This window comes from Pseudooceanicola atlanticus (assembly GCF_000768315.1).
GTDB classification, from domain to species: Bacteria; Pseudomonadota; Alphaproteobacteria; order Rhodobacterales; family Rhodobacteraceae; genus Pseudooceanicola; species Pseudooceanicola atlanticus.
The window spans coordinates 194514-210139 of the sequence record NZ_AQQX01000005.1; the positions used below are offsets into that span (position 1 = coordinate 194514).

General features: G+C 66.3%; 18 protein-coding genes. 9 read left to right on the forward strand and 9 right to left on the reverse strand.

Features of this window, described 5'->3' with window-relative positions; genetic code table 11:
• Positions 1 to 89: 89 nt before the first annotated feature.
• The 6 genes from ATO9_RS14365 to ATO9_RS14390 form a co-directional block, all read right to left on the reverse strand.
• Positions 90 to 1226, reverse strand: coding sequence for an alpha-D-ribose 1-methylphosphonate 5-triphosphate diphosphatase (locus ATO9_RS14365; RefSeq protein ID WP_043750382.1), 1137 nt, complete (start codon positions 1224 to 1226; stop codon positions 90 to 92).
• Entirely contained in the window at positions 1223 to 1969 is a 747-nt protein-coding gene (locus tag ATO9_RS14370; protein WP_052418333.1) for an alpha/beta hydrolase, read from the reverse strand. Before ATO9_RS14370 ends, ATO9_RS14365 begins: the two co-directional genes overlap by 4 nt.
• Before the next feature lie 55 nt (positions 1970 to 2024).
• Positions 2025 to 2528, reverse strand: coding sequence for a GNAT family N-acetyltransferase (locus ATO9_RS24490; RefSeq protein ID WP_043750387.1), 504 nt, complete (start codon positions 2526 to 2528; stop codon positions 2025 to 2027).
• Between the two features lie 413 nt (positions 2529 to 2941).
• Entirely contained in the window at positions 2942 to 4588 is a 1647-nt protein-coding gene (gene groL / locus ATO9_RS14380; protein ID WP_043750388.1) for a chaperonin GroEL, read from the reverse strand.
• A gap of 44 nt (positions 4589 to 4632) precedes the next feature.
• The gene (gene groES, locus ATO9_RS14385; protein ID WP_043750391.1) at positions 4633 to 4920 is read right to left on the reverse strand and encodes a co-chaperone GroES; all 288 of its coding nucleotides are present in this window, start codon (positions 4918 to 4920) and stop codon (positions 4633 to 4635) included.
• A gap of 315 nt (positions 4921 to 5235) precedes the next feature.
• Positions 5236 to 5418, reverse strand: coding sequence for a hypothetical protein (locus tag ATO9_RS14390; protein WP_043750394.1), 183 nt, complete (start codon positions 5416 to 5418; stop codon positions 5236 to 5238).
• Positions 5419 to 5488: 70 nt separating this feature from the next.
• Between ATO9_RS14390 and ATO9_RS14395 the strand changes: the two genes are divergently transcribed.
• Together ATO9_RS14395 and ATO9_RS14400 are read left to right on the forward strand one after the other, a co-directional pair.
• Positions 5489 to 6400, forward strand: coding sequence for a LysR substrate-binding domain-containing protein (locus tag ATO9_RS14395; RefSeq protein WP_043750397.1), 912 nt, complete (start codon positions 5489 to 5491; stop codon positions 6398 to 6400).
• 70 nt (positions 6401 to 6470) lie between these two features.
• Positions 6471 to 6812, forward strand: a complete 342-nt coding sequence (locus ATO9_RS14400) for a nuclear transport factor 2 family protein (RefSeq protein ID WP_052418334.1) — start codon at positions 6471 to 6473, stop codon at positions 6810 to 6812.
• A 73-nt stretch (positions 6813 to 6885) separates the two neighbouring features.
• On the opposite strand, the gene ATO9_RS14405 is transcribed toward ATO9_RS14400, so the two are convergent.
• Complete coding sequence (locus tag ATO9_RS14405) at positions 6886 to 7596, reverse strand: DUF2161 domain-containing phosphodiesterase (RefSeq protein ID WP_043750400.1); 711 nt, start codon at positions 7594 to 7596, stop codon at positions 6886 to 6888.
• A 194-nt stretch (positions 7597 to 7790) separates the two neighbouring features.
• Between ATO9_RS14405 and ATO9_RS14410 the strand changes: the two genes are divergently transcribed.
• The 7 genes from ATO9_RS14410 to ATO9_RS14440 all read left to right on the forward strand — a co-directional run bounded on the left by ATO9_RS14410 (position 7791) and on the right by ATO9_RS14440 (position 13939).
• Positions 7791 to 8711, forward strand: coding sequence for a manganese-dependent inorganic pyrophosphatase (locus ATO9_RS14410; protein ID WP_043750403.1), 921 nt, complete (start codon positions 7791 to 7793; stop codon positions 8709 to 8711).
• A 294-nt stretch (positions 8712 to 9005) separates the two neighbouring features.
• The gene (locus ATO9_RS23525) at positions 9006 to 9809 is read left to right on the forward strand and encodes a methyltransferase domain-containing protein (RefSeq protein ID WP_052418335.1); all 804 of its coding nucleotides are present in this window, start codon (positions 9006 to 9008) and stop codon (positions 9807 to 9809) included.
• 76 nt (positions 9810 to 9885) lie between these two features.
• Positions 9886 to 10758, forward strand: coding sequence for a TIGR01459 family HAD-type hydrolase (locus ATO9_RS14420; protein WP_043750406.1), 873 nt, complete (start codon positions 9886 to 9888; stop codon positions 10756 to 10758).
• Positions 10759 to 10898: 140 nt separating this feature from the next.
• Positions 10899 to 11342, forward strand: a complete 444-nt coding sequence (locus ATO9_RS14425) for a MaoC family dehydratase (protein WP_043750408.1) — start codon at positions 10899 to 10901, stop codon at positions 11340 to 11342.
• Positions 11343 to 11484: 142 nt separating this feature from the next.
• Positions 11485 to 12423 carry a bifunctional riboflavin kinase/FAD synthetase gene (locus ATO9_RS14430; protein WP_043750412.1) on the forward strand — a complete coding sequence of 313 codons (939 nt, stop codon included), beginning with the start codon at positions 11485 to 11487 and terminating at the stop codon, positions 12421 to 12423.
• The gene (locus ATO9_RS14435) at positions 12420 to 12893 is read left to right on the forward strand and encodes a YcgN family cysteine cluster protein (protein ID WP_043750415.1); all 474 of its coding nucleotides are present in this window, start codon (positions 12420 to 12422) and stop codon (positions 12891 to 12893) included. The genes ATO9_RS14430 and ATO9_RS14435 overlap by 4 nt, the downstream gene beginning before the upstream one ends.
• On the forward strand, positions 12893 to 13939 hold the full coding sequence (locus ATO9_RS14440) for a threonine aldolase family protein (RefSeq protein WP_043750420.1): 1047 nt from the start codon (positions 12893 to 12895) through the stop codon (positions 13937 to 13939). Before ATO9_RS14435 ends, ATO9_RS14440 begins: the two co-directional genes overlap by 1 nt.
• 145 nt (positions 13940 to 14084) lie before the next feature.
• On the opposite strand, the gene ATO9_RS14445 is transcribed toward ATO9_RS14440, so the two are convergent.
• Positions 14085 to 14903: an alpha/beta fold hydrolase gene (locus tag ATO9_RS14445; protein ID WP_052418336.1), complete on the reverse strand. Its 819-nt coding sequence runs from the start codon at positions 14901 to 14903 to the stop codon at positions 14085 to 14087.
• Entirely contained in the window at positions 14903 to 15502 is a 600-nt protein-coding gene (locus ATO9_RS14450) for a 2-hydroxychromene-2-carboxylate isomerase (protein WP_043750588.1), read from the reverse strand. The genes ATO9_RS14445 and ATO9_RS14450 overlap by 1 nt, the downstream gene beginning before the upstream one ends.
• Positions 15503 to 15626 lie beyond the last annotated feature (124 nt).

Below are 15626 nucleotides of genomic sequence, written 5' to 3' on the forward strand. Positions count from 1 at the left end.
GTGGATACACATGTTGCGGGCGCGGAAGTCAAGCGGCTGGGCGTCGCGGAACGCGGTGTATTATGGGTTTCCGCGGGGATCGGGGCGGGTCAGGCCAGCATGGCGGCCGCGGCGTGGTGATCGGCATAGGTGACGCGCCCCCCCGCGACGGTCAGGCCGGGGCGGCCGGTGGCGGGGTTGAGCGCGGTCAGGTCGGCGCGCAACCCGGGGGCGATACGGCCACGGTCCGACAGGCCCAGCATCGCCGCGGGGCCGGAGGATACGAGCGCCCAGGCGGCGGGCAGACCGATGCGCTCGGCCAGGCGCAGGGCGGCCTGGTGCGGCGCCGGGTAGTGGTAGTCGGAGGCCAGCGCGGAGCAGAGCCCATCCGCGACCAGCGCCGCCGCAGAGACCTTGCCGGCATGGGAGCCGCCGCGCACCACGTTGGGCGCGCCCAGCACGATCGGCTCTGACATATCGGCGGCGGCCCGGGCGGCGTCATGAGTTTCGGGGAACTCGGCGACGCGCAGGCCCATGGCGCGAGCGGCGGCGCGGTCTTCGGCGCTCTGGTCGTCGTGGGAGCCGGTGAGCACCCCCTGCCCCGCCAGCCGCGCGGCCAAGGCGGAGAGCGCCGCGGGGACCTCGGCCCGGCGGGCGTGGAGATCGGTCAGCAGGGCCAAGTGCGCCTCGGGCGAGCGGCCGGACTTCAGCGCCTGGCCTGTCAGGCGCGGCGGGCGTTTGCCCTTGTCCAGCGCCGCGTGGGGGATGTGATCGTTGAAGACGACATAGCCGATGGCATGGGCGGCGATCAGCGCCTCGATCCTCGGGTAATCGTCGATCAGATGCGTTTCGACCCGGAGCTGGGCGCGCAGATCGGTGGCAAGGCGGGGCCGGGTATCGTCCAGGGCGGACAGCATCCGGGCGGCGAAATCGGGGCCGCGCATCCCGCCCTCCCAACTGTAGAACTGGGCGAGGTAGGCGGTGGTGATGCCGTTCGATGCAAGCTCTGCCTCGGCCGCGAGCAGCCCGGCGCCCAGGTCGGACATCGCACCGCGCCGGGGTGCGAGGTGACGTTCGAACCCGTCGCCATGCACGTCGATGATGCCGGGCAGGACCTGCCACCCCGGCAGATGCACGGCGCGGCCGGGCTGATCCGGGACAATGACACCATCGGAGATGCCAAGCGGTTCGGCGCGCAGCGCTTCATCGACAAGGATCGTCGCGCCGGTGAGGTGGAAATCGGTCATCGCTCCGGGTCCTCGGTCATGGGGCCTGTCAGGGTTATGACCGCCTCTGACAGGTTGGGCGTGGGCGCGAATTCACCGTCGCGCAGGAAGCTGAGGGTCAGGACGATCACCCGCGGATCATTGGCCATGAAGGTGTGGCTGACCGGCACGACGCGGTGATCCGCCATGCCCTGCACCCGGGTCGAGGCGACCGACACCTTGCCGTCATCGGTGCCGGGGATCACGGTCGAAAAGACCGGGTTCACCGTCGCGCTGCCGGCGATGACGCCCAGCGGGAAGCGCACGGGCGGCAGATCTTCGGTCAGGCCATCGGTGCCCAGCTGCGCCCCGGCGGGGCCGTTGAATTCCCGAAAGAGCCACAGATCGCCGAATTCATCCACGATTTCAGAGCCATGGTTGGGCGGCCCGAGCATGACGACACGGCCCAGGTGGTCCGGCAGGCCGTGGGCCGCCACATGTGTGCGCAAGAGGATACCGCCCATGGAATGGGTCACGAGGTGAGTCGTATCGGGGGCGCACTGGGCCAGCGCATCGGGCAAGGTGCTGTCGGCCAGCGCCGGAATGGGTGCCTCGGTCGAGGGATAGGCGGGGCGGATCACGCGGTAGCCCGCGCGGGTCAGCGCCATGTCCATCGACCAGAACGAGGCCGGGGTACGCGCCAGGCCGTGCAGCAGGATCACGCAATCCGCCGCCGCGCGCAGCGGCAGGAGGCAAAGCAACAGGATCGGCAAAAGGCGGTACATGGGGGGCAGATAGGCGGTTTGGCGCGGCCTGGGAAGGGGCGCGGGGCCTGCCGGCCTAGAACTGGGTGAAGGCGTCCGGATAGATCAGCCTCGCCGCCGTGCCGGCGGTGCGCGGTGCGATCGGGTAGAGCAGCGTGTGTTCCGGCGGATAGTCGGTTTCCAGGTTCTCGGCCGCTTTGCGGGTAAAGCCGAAGCGCTGGTAGAACCGGCGATTGCCCAGCACGGTGACCGCCGGGGCCTTGGCCTGACGCGCGTAATCCAGCCCGTATCGGACCAGTTCGGAGCCGGTGCCGCGGCCCTGGTATTTCGGTTTCACGGCCAGCGGAGACAGGCTCATCCAGCCCTTGGGGGCATAGTGACGGGCAAAGCCGATATAGCCGACGGGACCGGCGCGGTTCACCGCGATCAGTTCGATGGCCATATCGCCAGCATCGCGCAGGCGTTTCACATGGCGGCTTTCGTCATCCGTCCCGAATGCGGCGTCAAGGATTTCGGTCACCGCCTTGCGGTCTTCGGGCAGCAGGAAACGGAGCAGTATGTCGTCGCGTCTGGTTGGCACGTCTGGCCTTTGAACTTGGTGGGATATTCCCGGAAAGGCTGAGAATACACCGTTGGAATTGCTGAAAGTTTGGCACGAATGCTGCAATGGCGCAATGAGTTTGCCGCAGCGCGGCAGATGGGTGCCGGTCGATCGGGAGGGAGCGTTCCGGGGCGGTGTGTTGCCTTTCAACGCAGCTTGATGCGGCGGCCAGGCGGCTCCGGATACGCGCCCGTCCGGGGAAGTCCTTTGATCTGCAAAAGAAAAGAGGCCCCGCGAACGGGGCCCCTTCTTGATCTGTCGGTTGTCGGCGATGGCCAACCGGATCATTCCGCCGAGGCGGAAAGACCGGTTGATGTTCGGGGCTCTCGCGGTTTGCGGACAAACCGCTGTCGCCCCTCCCGGATCATTCCGCCAGGGCGGAAAGACCGGTCTTACATCATGCCGCCCATGCCGCCCATGCCGCCCATGTCGGGCATGCCGCCACCGGCCGCGCCTTCCTTGGCGGGCTTGTCGGCGACCATGGCTTCGGTGGTGATCAGCAGGCCGGCGATGGAAGCAGCGTCTTCCAGTGCGGTGCGGGTCACCTTGGCGGGGTCGATCACGCCGAACTTGAACATGTCGCCATATTCTTCGGTCTGAGCGTTGAAGCCGAAGGTCAGGTCGGTGCTTTCGCGGACCTTGCCGGCCACGACGGCGCCGTCGACACCGGCGTTTTCAGCGATCTGGCGCAGCGGCGCTTCGAGCGCGGAGCGCACGATCTTGATGCCGGCATCCTGATCGGCGTTTTCGCCTTTCAGGCCGTCCAGAGCCTTGCCGCCCTGCACCAGGGCCACACCGCCACCGACGATCACGCCTTCCTGCACGGCTGCGCGGGTCGCGTTCAGAGCATCGTCCACACGGTCCTTACGCTCTTTCACTTCGGTTTCGGTCATGCCGCCGACGCGGATGACGGCAACGCCGCCTGCCAGCTTGGCCACACGTTCCTGAAGCTTCTCACGGTCGTAGTCGGAGGTCGTTTCCTGGATCTGGGTGTTGATCTGGGCAACGCGTGCTTCGATTTCCGCCTTGTCGCCATGGCCGTCGACGATGGTGGTCTCGTCCTTGGTGATGGTGACGTTCTTGGCAGTGCCGAGCATGTCCATGGTGACGGACTCGAGCTTCATGCCGAGGTCTTCGGAGATGACCTGGCCGCCGGTCAGGATCGCGATGTCCTGCAGCATGGCCTTGCGGCGGTCACCGAAGCCCGGTGCCTTGACGGCGGCGATCTTCAGGCCACCGCGCAGCTTGTTCACGACGAGGGTCGCCAGGGCTTCGCCCTCGACGTCTTCGGCGATGATCAGCAGCGGCTTCTGGGACTGGATCACCTGCTCCAGCAGCGGAACGAGCGGCTGCAGGGAGGACAGCTTCTTCTCGTGCAGGAGGATCATGCAGTCCTCAAGCTCGGTCACCATCTTGTCGGGGTTGGTGACGAAGTAGGGGGACAGGTAGCCACGGTCGAACTGCATGCCTTCGACGACATCCACTTCGGTTTCCATGCCCTTGGCTTCTTCGACGGTGATGACACCCTCGTTGCCGACCTTCTGCATCGCGTCCGCGATCATGCGGCCGATGGAGGCTTCGCCGTTGGCGGAGATGGTGCCGACCTGGGCGACTTCGTCGCTGTCGGTCACGTCACGAGCGGCTGCCTTGATCGCTTCGACGACCTTGAGGGTCGCCATGTCGATGCCGCGCTTCAGGTCCATCGGGTTCATGCCCGCTGCGACCGACTTCATGCCTTCCTTGACGATGGCCTGGGCCAGCACGGTTGCGGTGGTGGTACCGTCACCGGCTTCGTCGTTGGTGCGGGAAGCGACTTCCTTCACCATCTGTGCGCCCATGTTCTCGAACTTGTCTTCCAGTTCGATTTCCTTCGCGACCGAGACACCGTCCTTGGTGATGCGCGGGGAGCCGAAGGATTTTTCCAGCACGACGTTACGGCCCTTGGGGCCCAGGGTGACTTTCACCGCGTCTGCCAGAACATTGACACCCTTGAGCATCTTGTTGCGGGCATCGGTGTTGAACTTGACGTCCTTAGCCATGGTTTATCTCCTGACTATATGTTGCGTTGAAGAGGGTCGCGATCTCAGGCGATGACGCCGAGGATGTCGCTTTCCTTCATGATGAGCAGTTCCTGGCCTTCCAGGGTGATCTCGGTGCCGGACCACTTGCCGAACAGGACCTTGTCGCCCGCTTTCACGGCCATCTCGATCAGTTCGCCATTGTCCTTGCGAGCGCCTTCGCCAACGGCGATCACTTCGCCTTCGGCCGGCTTTTCTTTCGCGCTGTCGGGAATGATCAGCCCGCCTGCGGTTTTCTCTTCGCTCTCAACGCGTTTCACAACAACGCGGTCATGCAGCGGTTTAAATGCCATCTCTGAGGCTCCTTGGCTCAAAGTTTCTCCCTATCTCCGGGAACCGGGGGTCGGGCCGGAGGCGTTATCACTCACACCGGGCGAGTGCTAACGACGGGTAGGTAAGGAAGCCTGGAAGCTGTGTCAATAAGGCCGTGTCGCAAAATTTTACGCGGTCGTGATGGCGCGTGATGACAGGGCCGGACACGCCGGGGACCTAAGGGGTCATACCGGCGGGCACAACCCGTTCGGGCCGCAATCGTTGGAATTTTCAGGAAAAAGGTCGGTCCGTCCTAACGGGGCGGTGCCTGTTTGGCAGCGCCTGTCGTATGGGCCTCATTCGGATTTGAAGCAACCCGGATGGAATTGAAGGTCCGCGATTTCGCGGGCGGTCATGCGTTTGATGTCGGGATGCGCGAGCGGGTCGCGCCGGTAAAGCTCTTCAGAGACGGAGAGTGCGCCCCGGTCAGAGCCCCGCCAGGAAAACAGGCGGGATAGGATGGGAAATGTTTGTGTCATGGGGCCAATATGCTATCCCCTGCCCCTGACTGCCATCGACATCGCGATGCAGGTAGTTTAGATTTTCTAAATGCGTAACCTCAACACGATCCCGCTTTCCGCCCTGCGCACGATCGAGACGATCGGCCGGACCGGCAGCCTGGGCGCCGCCGCTGCAGAGCTGGGCGTGACCCCCGGCGCCTTGAGCCAGCGCCTGACCAAGGCCGAGGCCGCGCTTGGCCGCCCGCTTTTCCTGCGCCAGCCCGAAGGATTGCAGCCGACCGAGGCCTGCCAGGCCGTCCTGCCCCGGCTGAGCCGCGCGATGCGCGACCTGTCCGGCGTGGTCGGCGACCTGAGCGAAGCGGCGGATTCGGTGCTGACAGTGTCGGTCGCGCCGATCTTTGCCAGCCGCTGGCTGATCTGGCGGATCGGGCAGTTCACCGCCCTGAACCCGCATATCCGCATCCGGATCGAACCCAAGATCGACGTGGTGGACCTGAACCACTCGGAGGTCGATATCGGCATCCGCGTCGGGCGCGGCCCACGGATGGGCGAACAGGCGGTCAAGCTGCTGGATCAGAAGGTGTTTCCCGTCTGCTCGGCCGAGATGGCAGAGCGCGTCGACCGGCCGGAGGACCTGCTGCGCCTGCCGATCATCCGCGAAAACGATGCGTTGATGGGCTGGGACGTGTGGCTGGCGGCCTTCGACTTGACCCTGCCCCGGCGCACGGACGGGCCGACCTATGCCGATGGCGCGCTGTGCCTGGATGCGGCGATGACCGGTCAGGGCGTCTTCATGGCCTGGGAAACCCTGGCCTGCGATGCGCTGGAACGTGGCCAGCTGGTGGCGCCCTTCGACACGCGAATTGATACCGGGGCGGCCTACTGGTTTGCGACCGGCCAGGCCTCGGCCCGGAAACCGGCGGTGCGCACCTTCCACGACTGGCTGGTGGAAGAACTGGACCGGTCGATCCGCAGCTGGCGCAAGGGGCGCGGCGGCTGATCTGTCCATCGGCGGGAACCCGGCAGGGGCGCTATGCGCTGGTCCAGAGGACGATGCCGAGGAGGACGACATGAGTGTTGCAGATATCTGGGAAGCCGAAGAATTGCTGTGGACCGGCGGGACCGACGCCTTTCGCAACCGCATGGCGGAGGGATGCCTGATGGTCTTTCCGGGCATGGGCGTGCTGAAATGGGACGCCGTGCTGGACGCGCTGTCCGCCGCGCCGCGCTGGAGCCAGGTCGCGATGACGGAACGGCACGAGGAGGCCTCGGACGGGGTGATCGTGCTGGCCTACCGCGCGCGGGGCCTGCGGGACGGGGATGAGCCTTACGACGCCTATTGCTCTTCCACCTGGGTGCAGATTGGCGGGCAGTGGCGGATTGCGCAGCATCATCAGACGCCCTTGGGGTGATTGCATGGTTTTGGCCGCCTGGCCTGCATAGGCTATGACGCCAGGCGGTGGACCCAAGGTCGACCGGTGAGGGTCAGCTCGGCTCTGCCGGGGCCTCTGCCGCTGTCTCAGGCAACGGGGTTTCAGGCACCGGGAACGTGCCCAAGCCTTCCTGGCCGGCGGGGGTCAGGGCGTAGACGCCGCGCTCCACCCGTTCGAACCAGCCGTAATGGTCGTCGCGCATGATCTCGGTCGCGCGGGGCACGGCGGTGGACCGGGCGACCTGGGCGCCCCTGCACGGTCCGTTTTCCGCCAGGAAGGCGGCGCAGCGCAGGGCGTCCTGGCGGTAGGCCGTCACCAGCTTGACCCCGCCGGAGCCGCCCTGGTTCGGATCCCCCACCCGGCGCTGGAATTCCCGCAGCAGCCGCCCCTTGCGCGGTTTCGACTGGCGGGGGGCATAGGGGGCGGGGTCGCAATGCACCTCGACAAAGCCGTCGCGGGCGCGAACGGTGACGAAGCCCAGCCCCAGCCTGCGGCAGAGCGCGACATGCCCGGCAAGCGCCTTGCGTCCGCGAAAGGCGGGCACGGCGAGGTAGACCCAGTCGGTCACCGCCTGCCGCGCGACGCCCTGCTGGACGAGGGTGAGGTTCATATTGCGCTTCATCTCGACGATGACGGGATCGGGGTCCTCGTCGCGCATGGCCACGACATCGGCCCCGGCGATTTCCGATTTCACCTCGTAGCCCTGCCCTTCGAGGAAAGCCTTGATGGGCGGGTAGAGATCGGTTTCGCGTGCGGGGGCCATTGCGGAATCCTGAGATATTCCCGTCCGTTCGGCAAGGCCCCGGCGCGGATCGGGCCGGGATCGGCACGGGGCTGTGACGCGATCGCCGCGGGGCGGGGCTGCCGATCCGGTCCTCGCGCGCTTTTGGCCGGGTGACAGAAGCGATCACCCCTCCTATAAGGGCGCCGATTCATTATACGCAGGATATGCCACACATGACGATCAAGGTTTTTGGCCACAAATCCCCCGACACCGATTCCACCGGCTCCCCGATCATCTGGGCCTGGTACCTGTCCGAGGTCCGCGGCACCCCCGCCACCCCGGCCCTGCTGGGTGAGCCCAACACCGAGGCCGCCTTCGTGATCGACAAGTGGGGCTTCGACAAGCCCGAGATCATCGCCGGCGTGTCCGAAGGCGATCAGGTTGTCATCGTCGACACCAACAACCCCGCCGAACTGCCCGATGCCATCAACGATGCGGACATCCTGCAGATCATCGACCACCACAAGCTGACCGGCGGGCTTGAGACGAAGGGCCCGATCGACATCACGATCAAGCCGCTCGCCTGTACCGCGACCATCATGTACAACCTGATGGGCGACAATGCCGACAAGATGCCCGAGAACATCAAGGGCGCCATGCTGTCCTGCATCCTGTCCGACACGCTGGAATTCCGCTCGCCGACCACGACCGAGCGGGACAAGGCGCTAGCCGAGAAACTGGCCTCGGATCTGGGCCTGGACCTGTCCGCCTACGCGTCGGAAATGTTCGAGGCGAAATCCGACATTTCCGCCTTCTCGGATGCCGAGCTGATCCGGATGGACAGCAAGGAATATGCCGTCGACGGCACCAAGTTCCGCGTCTCCGTTCTGGAAACCACCGCGCCCAAGCTGGTGCTGGACCGCAAGGACAGCCTGATGGCCTCGATGGCGGACGTGGCCAAGGAAGACGGCGTCGACCAGGTTCTGCTGTTCGTCGTGGACATCCTGAACGAGGAAGCGACGCTCTTCGTGCCGAACGACCTGGTCAAGGGCGTGGCCGAGAAGAGCTTTGATGCGACGGTGTCGGGCGACACGGTCGTGCTGCCGGGCATCATGTCCCGCAAGAAGCAGATCATTCCGAACCTCAAGGTCTGAGGACCGCGCCCGGCATCCGCTGTCGGGCCGATGAGTATTTTTGGCAAGATGAAGCAGGGGGCGGTCCACATCGGGCCGCCCCTTTCGCGTGGGAGGACGCGTTTTTGGCGCGCGCTTTTCGACGCATGCGTGCCACCGGGCCGGCGGGACCGCCGATTTCCGGGGCGAAGAACTGCACCGAAATCAGGCAGGCGCGGTGCGCTGGCAACCACCCTTCCCCGGCGTGACTGGCCGCGGGTCGGCCAGGCGGGGCAGCTGTAGTATCATCGGACCTCAAGCAAGGGGAGAGATGTGATGAGCGATCCGTTCCAGGATGTGGATGCTGCCGGGGCCGACTTTGTCGCCAATGTCGTGAAGGTGCTGGAGACCCGGGCCGCGGAGCCGGTGATGGTCGAGATCGTGGAGGCCTACCTCGATCACGCGGATTTCCCCGAGGGCGGCCTGCATATCGAGATCGGCGCCGGATCCGGCGCGGTGACGCGGCGCATCGCGGCCCGGGCGGGCAACGGGCAGGCAATCGGCACCGACCCGTCCGAAGGCCTGATCGCCGCCGCGGCGGAGCTGGGGCGGGATATCGCCAACCTGAGCTTCGAGACGGCGGATGGCACGGCGTTGCGGTTCGACGATGCCAGCGTCGACACGGTGGTCATGCATACGGTGCTGAGCCATGTGACCGCCCCCGAGGCGCTGCTTGCAGAAGCCTTCCGCGTCCTTAAACCGGGCGGCAAGCTGATCATCTGCGACGCGGATTTCGAGAAGACCTCGATCGGGATTGCGGCGGGTGATCCGATGCAGGCCTGCGCCATCTATTTCGTCGAGAATTTCGTGACCGACAAATACCTTGTCGGCAAGCTGCGGGCACTGGTCCGCGCCGCCGGGCTGGCGGTCGAGCATTTCGGCATCACGCCGCGCGTCATCACCGAGGGCGCCGGCGCGATGAGCTGGGTCGGCATAGGCGGCGCGGACATGGTGGCCAAGGGCCTGATCTCGGCCGACCTGCACAAGGCGCTGATCGCGGAGCATGACCGGCGCATGGCCGAGGGCAGCTTCTACGGCTTCCAGCCCTTCGCGACGCTGGTGGCGCAGAAGCCGGGCTGAGAGGTCTCTTTCGCCTTCATCCCCGGGCGGGATTGGTTCATAGAGGCGCGGAGACCCTGACCCGAGGACCCGCATCATGAGCCAGATCATCCACGCCCTATCCGAGGTTTCCGACCGCTATGACGCGCTGTTCGTCGACCTGTGGGGCTGCGTGCATAACGGGGTGACGGCCTACCCTGCCGCCTGCCAGGCGCTGATCGACTATCGCGCCCGCGGCGGCACGGTGATCCTGGTGACGAATTCTCCGCGTCCGCGCGCGGCGGTGGAAATCCAGCTGGACGGGTTCAACGTGCCGCGCGAAGCGTGGGATTCGATCGCGACCAGCGGCGACAGCGCCCGCGCCGCCGCCTTTGAAGGGGTGGTGGGCGAACAGGTGCATTTCATCGGGCTGGAAGAGGAAAAGGCCTTCCTGACCCCGCCAAAGGTGCTGGACAACCCGGTGCGGCTGGACATCGTCCCGCTGGAGGAGGCCGAGGGCATCGTCTGCACCGGGCCGGCCGACCCCAATTCCGACCCCGAAACCTGGCGGGCAGAGCTGCTGCTGGCCAAGACCAGGGGGCTGAAACTGCTCTGCGCCAACCCGGATATCGTGGTGGATCGCGGGGATCACCGGGAATGGTGCGCCGGGGCCGTGGCGCAGATGTACACCGAGATGGGCGGCGAGAGCCTGTATTTCGGCAAGCCGCATCCGCCGATCTACGACCTGGCCCGGCGGCGGCTGGCGGCCCTTGGCAAGCAGGTGGAGACGGCCGGTATCCTGGCCATCGGCGACGGTATCCACACCGATATCAGCGGCGCCATGGGCGAGGATATCGACAGCCTGTTCATCACCGGCGGCCTGGCCGCGGCGGATACCAAGACCACCGACCAGCCCGACCCCGACGCGCTGGCCGCCTATCTCGAAACCCAGCAGGCCGCCCCGACCTATTCCATCGGCTTCCTGCGCTAGGGCGTTTCCGCCTCGCGTCGCCGATTGCGCCCCCTGCGACCAAACGGGGGGTTGATTTTCTGCGCCCGCAAAGTAATAAAGTTGCCCAACCCGGCCCCTGAAGGCCACATTATTACCCACCGATTCGAAGGGCGGAGAGGATGTTGGATAATTTCCCGCGAGGCACGATCTGCATCGAGGACATCGAAATGGGCATGACGCGCCACCTGCGCAAAGTCGTGACCGACGAGGATATCGAGATGTTCGCCCAGGTCTCCACGGACCGGAACCCGGTTCACCTGGACGATGCCTATGCCCAAGACACGATTTTCGAGGGCCGCATCGCCCATGGCATGCTGACCGCCGGCCTGATCTCGGCCGTGATCGGGGAACAGCTGCCGGGTCATGGCACGGTCTATATGGGCCAGACGCTGAAATTCCTCGCCCCCGTGCGTCCCGGCGACATGGTTCTGGCCGAGGTCGAGGTGATCGGCATAGACCATGCCAAGCGCCGCGTTCAGCTGGATTGCCGCTGCATGGTGGACGGCAAGAAGGTGATGATCGGCGAGGCCACCGTGCTGGCGCCGTCGCGCAAGTTCGACTGACCCCAAAGACGGGCGGCGCGGCGGGCCCTGCCCGGTCATGCGCCGCCGCAAGGGCGGCCTTGTCCCTGCACGTGGCAGTGGCGGCGCGACCCGTGTCCGCCGCCTCTTGCGCCCGCCCCCCGCCGGGGATACCCCTTCGCCCATGAGGATCGTGCGCGACTATCACTATACGGGCGAGGCCGACAAAGGGGCCTCTGTCGCCATCGGGAATTTCGATGGCGTTCATATCGGCCACCGGGCGGTCATCGACCTGGCGCGGAGCGAGGCGACACGCCTGGACGCGCCGCTTGGCGTCATGACATTCGAGCCGCATCCGAGAGAGCTTTTCGCACCCGACGCCCCGCCCTTCCGCCTGACCGGATCGGGCGCGCGGGCGCACCGGCTGGAGAAGATCGGCGTCGATATCCTGTATGAGCTGACCTTCAACACGGGCCTCTCGGGCCTCAGCCCCGAGGATTTCGTGACCCGCGTCCTGGTCGAGGGGCTGGGCGTGCGCCACGTGACCGTCGGCGCGGATTTCCATTTCGGCGCGAAACGGGCCGGCACGCCTGATGTCCTGCGCGATTTCGGCGACAGGCTGGGGTTCGGCGTGACCATCGCCGATCTTGTTGCGGAAGGTGAGGAAGAGATCTCCTCGACCGCGATCCGCAACGCCCTCGCCGAGGGACGCCCGCGCGATGCCGCCGCGATGCTGGGCCACTGGCACCGGATGGAAGGCCCCGTCGTGCGCGGAGACCAGCGCGGCCGCGACCTGGGCTATCCGACGGCGAACATGTCGATCGAAGGGCTGCACCAGCCGAAATTCGGCGTCTACGCGGTGCTGGCCGACGTGCTGACCGGGCCCCACAAGGGCAGCTATCACGGCGCCGCGTCGCTGGGCATCCGGCCGCAATTCGACGGGGACGTGCCGAACCTCGAAACCTTCCTGTTCGACTTCAAGGGTGATCTCTACGGCGAAACCCTGTCGGTGGCGCTGGTCGATTACCTGCGCCCCGAGGCGAAATTCGACGGGCTGGACGCGCTGATCACCCAGATGGATGCCGATTGCGCCCGCGCCCGGGACATCCTGGCGGCGCTATGAGCGACGATCCGATCGACAGGTCCGGCCTGCGCCCGCGCTACTGGGAAACCACCCCACTCAAGAAGATGTCCACCGCCGAATGGGAGGCGCTGTGCGACGGCTGCGGCAAGTGCTGCCTCAACAAGCTGGAGGACGAGGAAACCGGCGAGGTCGCCCTGACCTGCGTCGCCTGCCGCCTGCTGGACGACGAGACCTGTCGTTGCGGGCAATACCCGATCCGTCATCAATTCGTGCCCGATTGCATCACGCTGGATGCGGCGACGATCCACCAGCACATGTACTGGCTGCCGCAGACCTGCGCCTATCGCCTGATCTACGAGGGCCGGCCGCTATATGACTGGCACCCGCTGATCTCGGGCCGGGCCGACAGCGTGCACGAGGCCGGCGTGTCGATGCGCCACCGGACCTATTCGGAATACGACATCGCAGACGAGGATTGGGAGGAATATATCATAGAGGAACCGACCTGATGCATCTCGCCTCCGACAATACCGGACCAGTCCACCCGCAGATCATGGCCCTGCTGGCCGAGGCGAATGCCGGCTTTGCCAAACCCTACGGCGCCGACCCCCTGATGGAAGAAGTCCGCACCCGCCTGCGCGAGGTGTTCGAGGCGCCCGAGGCCGCGATCTACCTGGTCGCCACCGGCACGGCGGCGAACTGCCTTGGCCTGGCCACGCTGGCGCCGCCCTACGCGACGGTCTTCTGCTCGCCCAATGCGCATATCCACGTGGATGAGTGCAACGCGCCGGAATTCTACACCGGCGGCGCGAAACTCACCCTGGTCGGGGCCGACGACAAGATGACCCCTGACACCCTGCGCGCCGCGATCGAGGGCGAAGAGGTGCGCGGCGTGCACGGGCCCCAGCGCGGCCCCGTCGCGCTGACCCAGGCGACCGAGATGGGCCAGGTCTATTCCGTGGCCGAGGTCACCGCGCTGGCGGCGGTCGCAAAGGAATACGGGCTGCCCGTCCATATGGACGGCGCGCGGTTCGCCAATGCGCTGGCCGCCACCAATGCCACGCCGGCCGAGATGACCTGGCGCGCCGGTGTGGACGTGCTGTCCTTCGGCGGCACCAAGAACGGCTGCATGGGGGTCGAGGCGGTGATCCTCTTCAACCCGGAAAAAGCCTGGGAATTCGAACTGCGCCGCAAGCGGGGCGCGCATCTCTTCTCCAAGCATCGTTACCTGTCGGCACAGATGGCGGGCTATCTGCGCGACGACCTGTGGCGCGACCTGGCCGCGAAGGCCAATGCCAACATGGCGCGCCTGTCGGCCGGCCTGCAGGATCTGCCCGAGGCGCGGATGCTCTATCCCGCCCAGGCCAATATCGCCTTCGTCGATCTGCCCCGCGCCCTGCATCGCCGCCTGACCGAAGGCGGCGTGGCCTACAATATCTGGTCCGGCAGCCTCGACGGCGCCGATCCGGCCGAACCGCTGCCCGCGCGCTTCGTCACCGACTGGTCCCTGTCCCATGACGATATCGACGCCTTCCTGGCGCTCGCCCGCGGCTGACCACCGAAACGGGGCGCGGCGTCGGTCATCCCGCGCCGCCCCCCTGCTTCATCTTGCCGAAAATACTCCGGGGTAGCCGTCAAAGCGCAGCTTTGGCGGCAAGGGGCAGAGCCCCTTTCCGTCCCCGCGACCCGCGCCGCACGCGTCAGCGAAGAAAATCGACCACCAGGGGCGCCACCTGCGCGGCATGGCTGATCGGCACCATGTGCCCTGCCCCCGGGATCGTGGCAGATCGCGCATCGGGGATCATGTCCTCCAACGCGCGGACGATCCGGCCGCTCGCCTCGGGGCTGTCGCCACCGTCGATCAGCAGGGTCGGCGCAGGCATCCGGGCGATCTTGCCCTCGGCCAGGATTCCCTCGGGATCGCCGTTATTGGTGATCTGCACCGCATGGATCAGTCGCATCATCGTGGCGAAATGATCCTTCTGGGCCTCGTCCAGCTCGTCCCAGGGGCGGCCATCGCCCCAATCGGCCAGGAACAGGCGCGCGGCCTCTTTCCAGTCGCCGTTTTCCTGCGCCTCGGCCAGCGGGCCGGTCCGGGCCTTGTTCGCGGCTTCAAAATCCGGGTCGGCGGCATAGGCGGCGGTGAAGAAGACCGGCTCGATCAGAACAAGCCGCCGCACCAGTTCGGGCGAGACGGCGGCGATGCGCAAGGCGGCCGTGGCACCGAAGCTGTGGCCCACCAGGTCCACCGGCGCCTCCCATTCCGCGATCATGTCGCGGATGATGTCGCAGACGAGGTCCTGGTAGACCCCCTCGCCCGACCAGGGCGCGGAACGGCCATGTCCCGGCAGGTCGAAGGCGCGGCATTCATGGGTCGGCGTCAGCGCCTCGGCCACGCCTTTCCACGCGCCCGCATGGCCCATGGAGCAATGGATCATCAGCGCTCGCCCCGGCCCGCCGGGCCAGGTGCGGATCGCGGTGCCGTGGCCGCCATAGAGCGGTAGGGTCGCCACATCCATCACAGCTTGCCCTGCAGGAAAAGATCCAGATCCTCGAGCCGGTCCTGGCCCCAGAACTTCTCCTCTCCGTCGACGATGAAGAACGGCGCGCCGAAGGCCCCGACCTGGATCGCCTCTTCGGTATTGGCCTCGTAGGTCGTGGCCCCGCTCAGCAGACCGCTATCGGCCAGCCCCGGATCGAAACCCGCCTGTTCAAGGCAGGCGCGGATCACGTCATCCTCGGCAATGTTTCTTTCCTCGGCCCAGCAGGCGGCCAGCAGCCCCTCGACCAGCGCGCCGGTATCGCCGCCGCCCGCGGCCTGAGCGGCGATGATCGCGTAGGAGGCCGGGGCCGGGTTGGTCGGGAAATGCGCCGGATGCGTGGTCAGGGGTAGGCCGGTGCGGATGCGCGCGCGGCGCAGTTCCTGAAGGCGGTAATCCTTGCGCGCCTCCGACCGTTCGTTCAGCTGCAGCCCGCCCGTCGCCTTGAAGACACGGCCATAATCGGCGGGTTTGTACGTCACATCGGCCCCGTGCCGTGCGGCAATCTCGCGGAAACGGGGCATCGCCAGGTAGGTCCAGGGCGAGATGGCGACGAAATACAGGTCGATATGCGGCAAAGGATCCCCCATGGCTTGTTTGGCAAGACCTTATCGGGGTGGTAATCGGGGTTCAACGTCACGAATCTGTCATTTCGCCGCCCGTCCTGCCTATCCTCCTCCTCCCCCACTCCCGGAGCTGCCC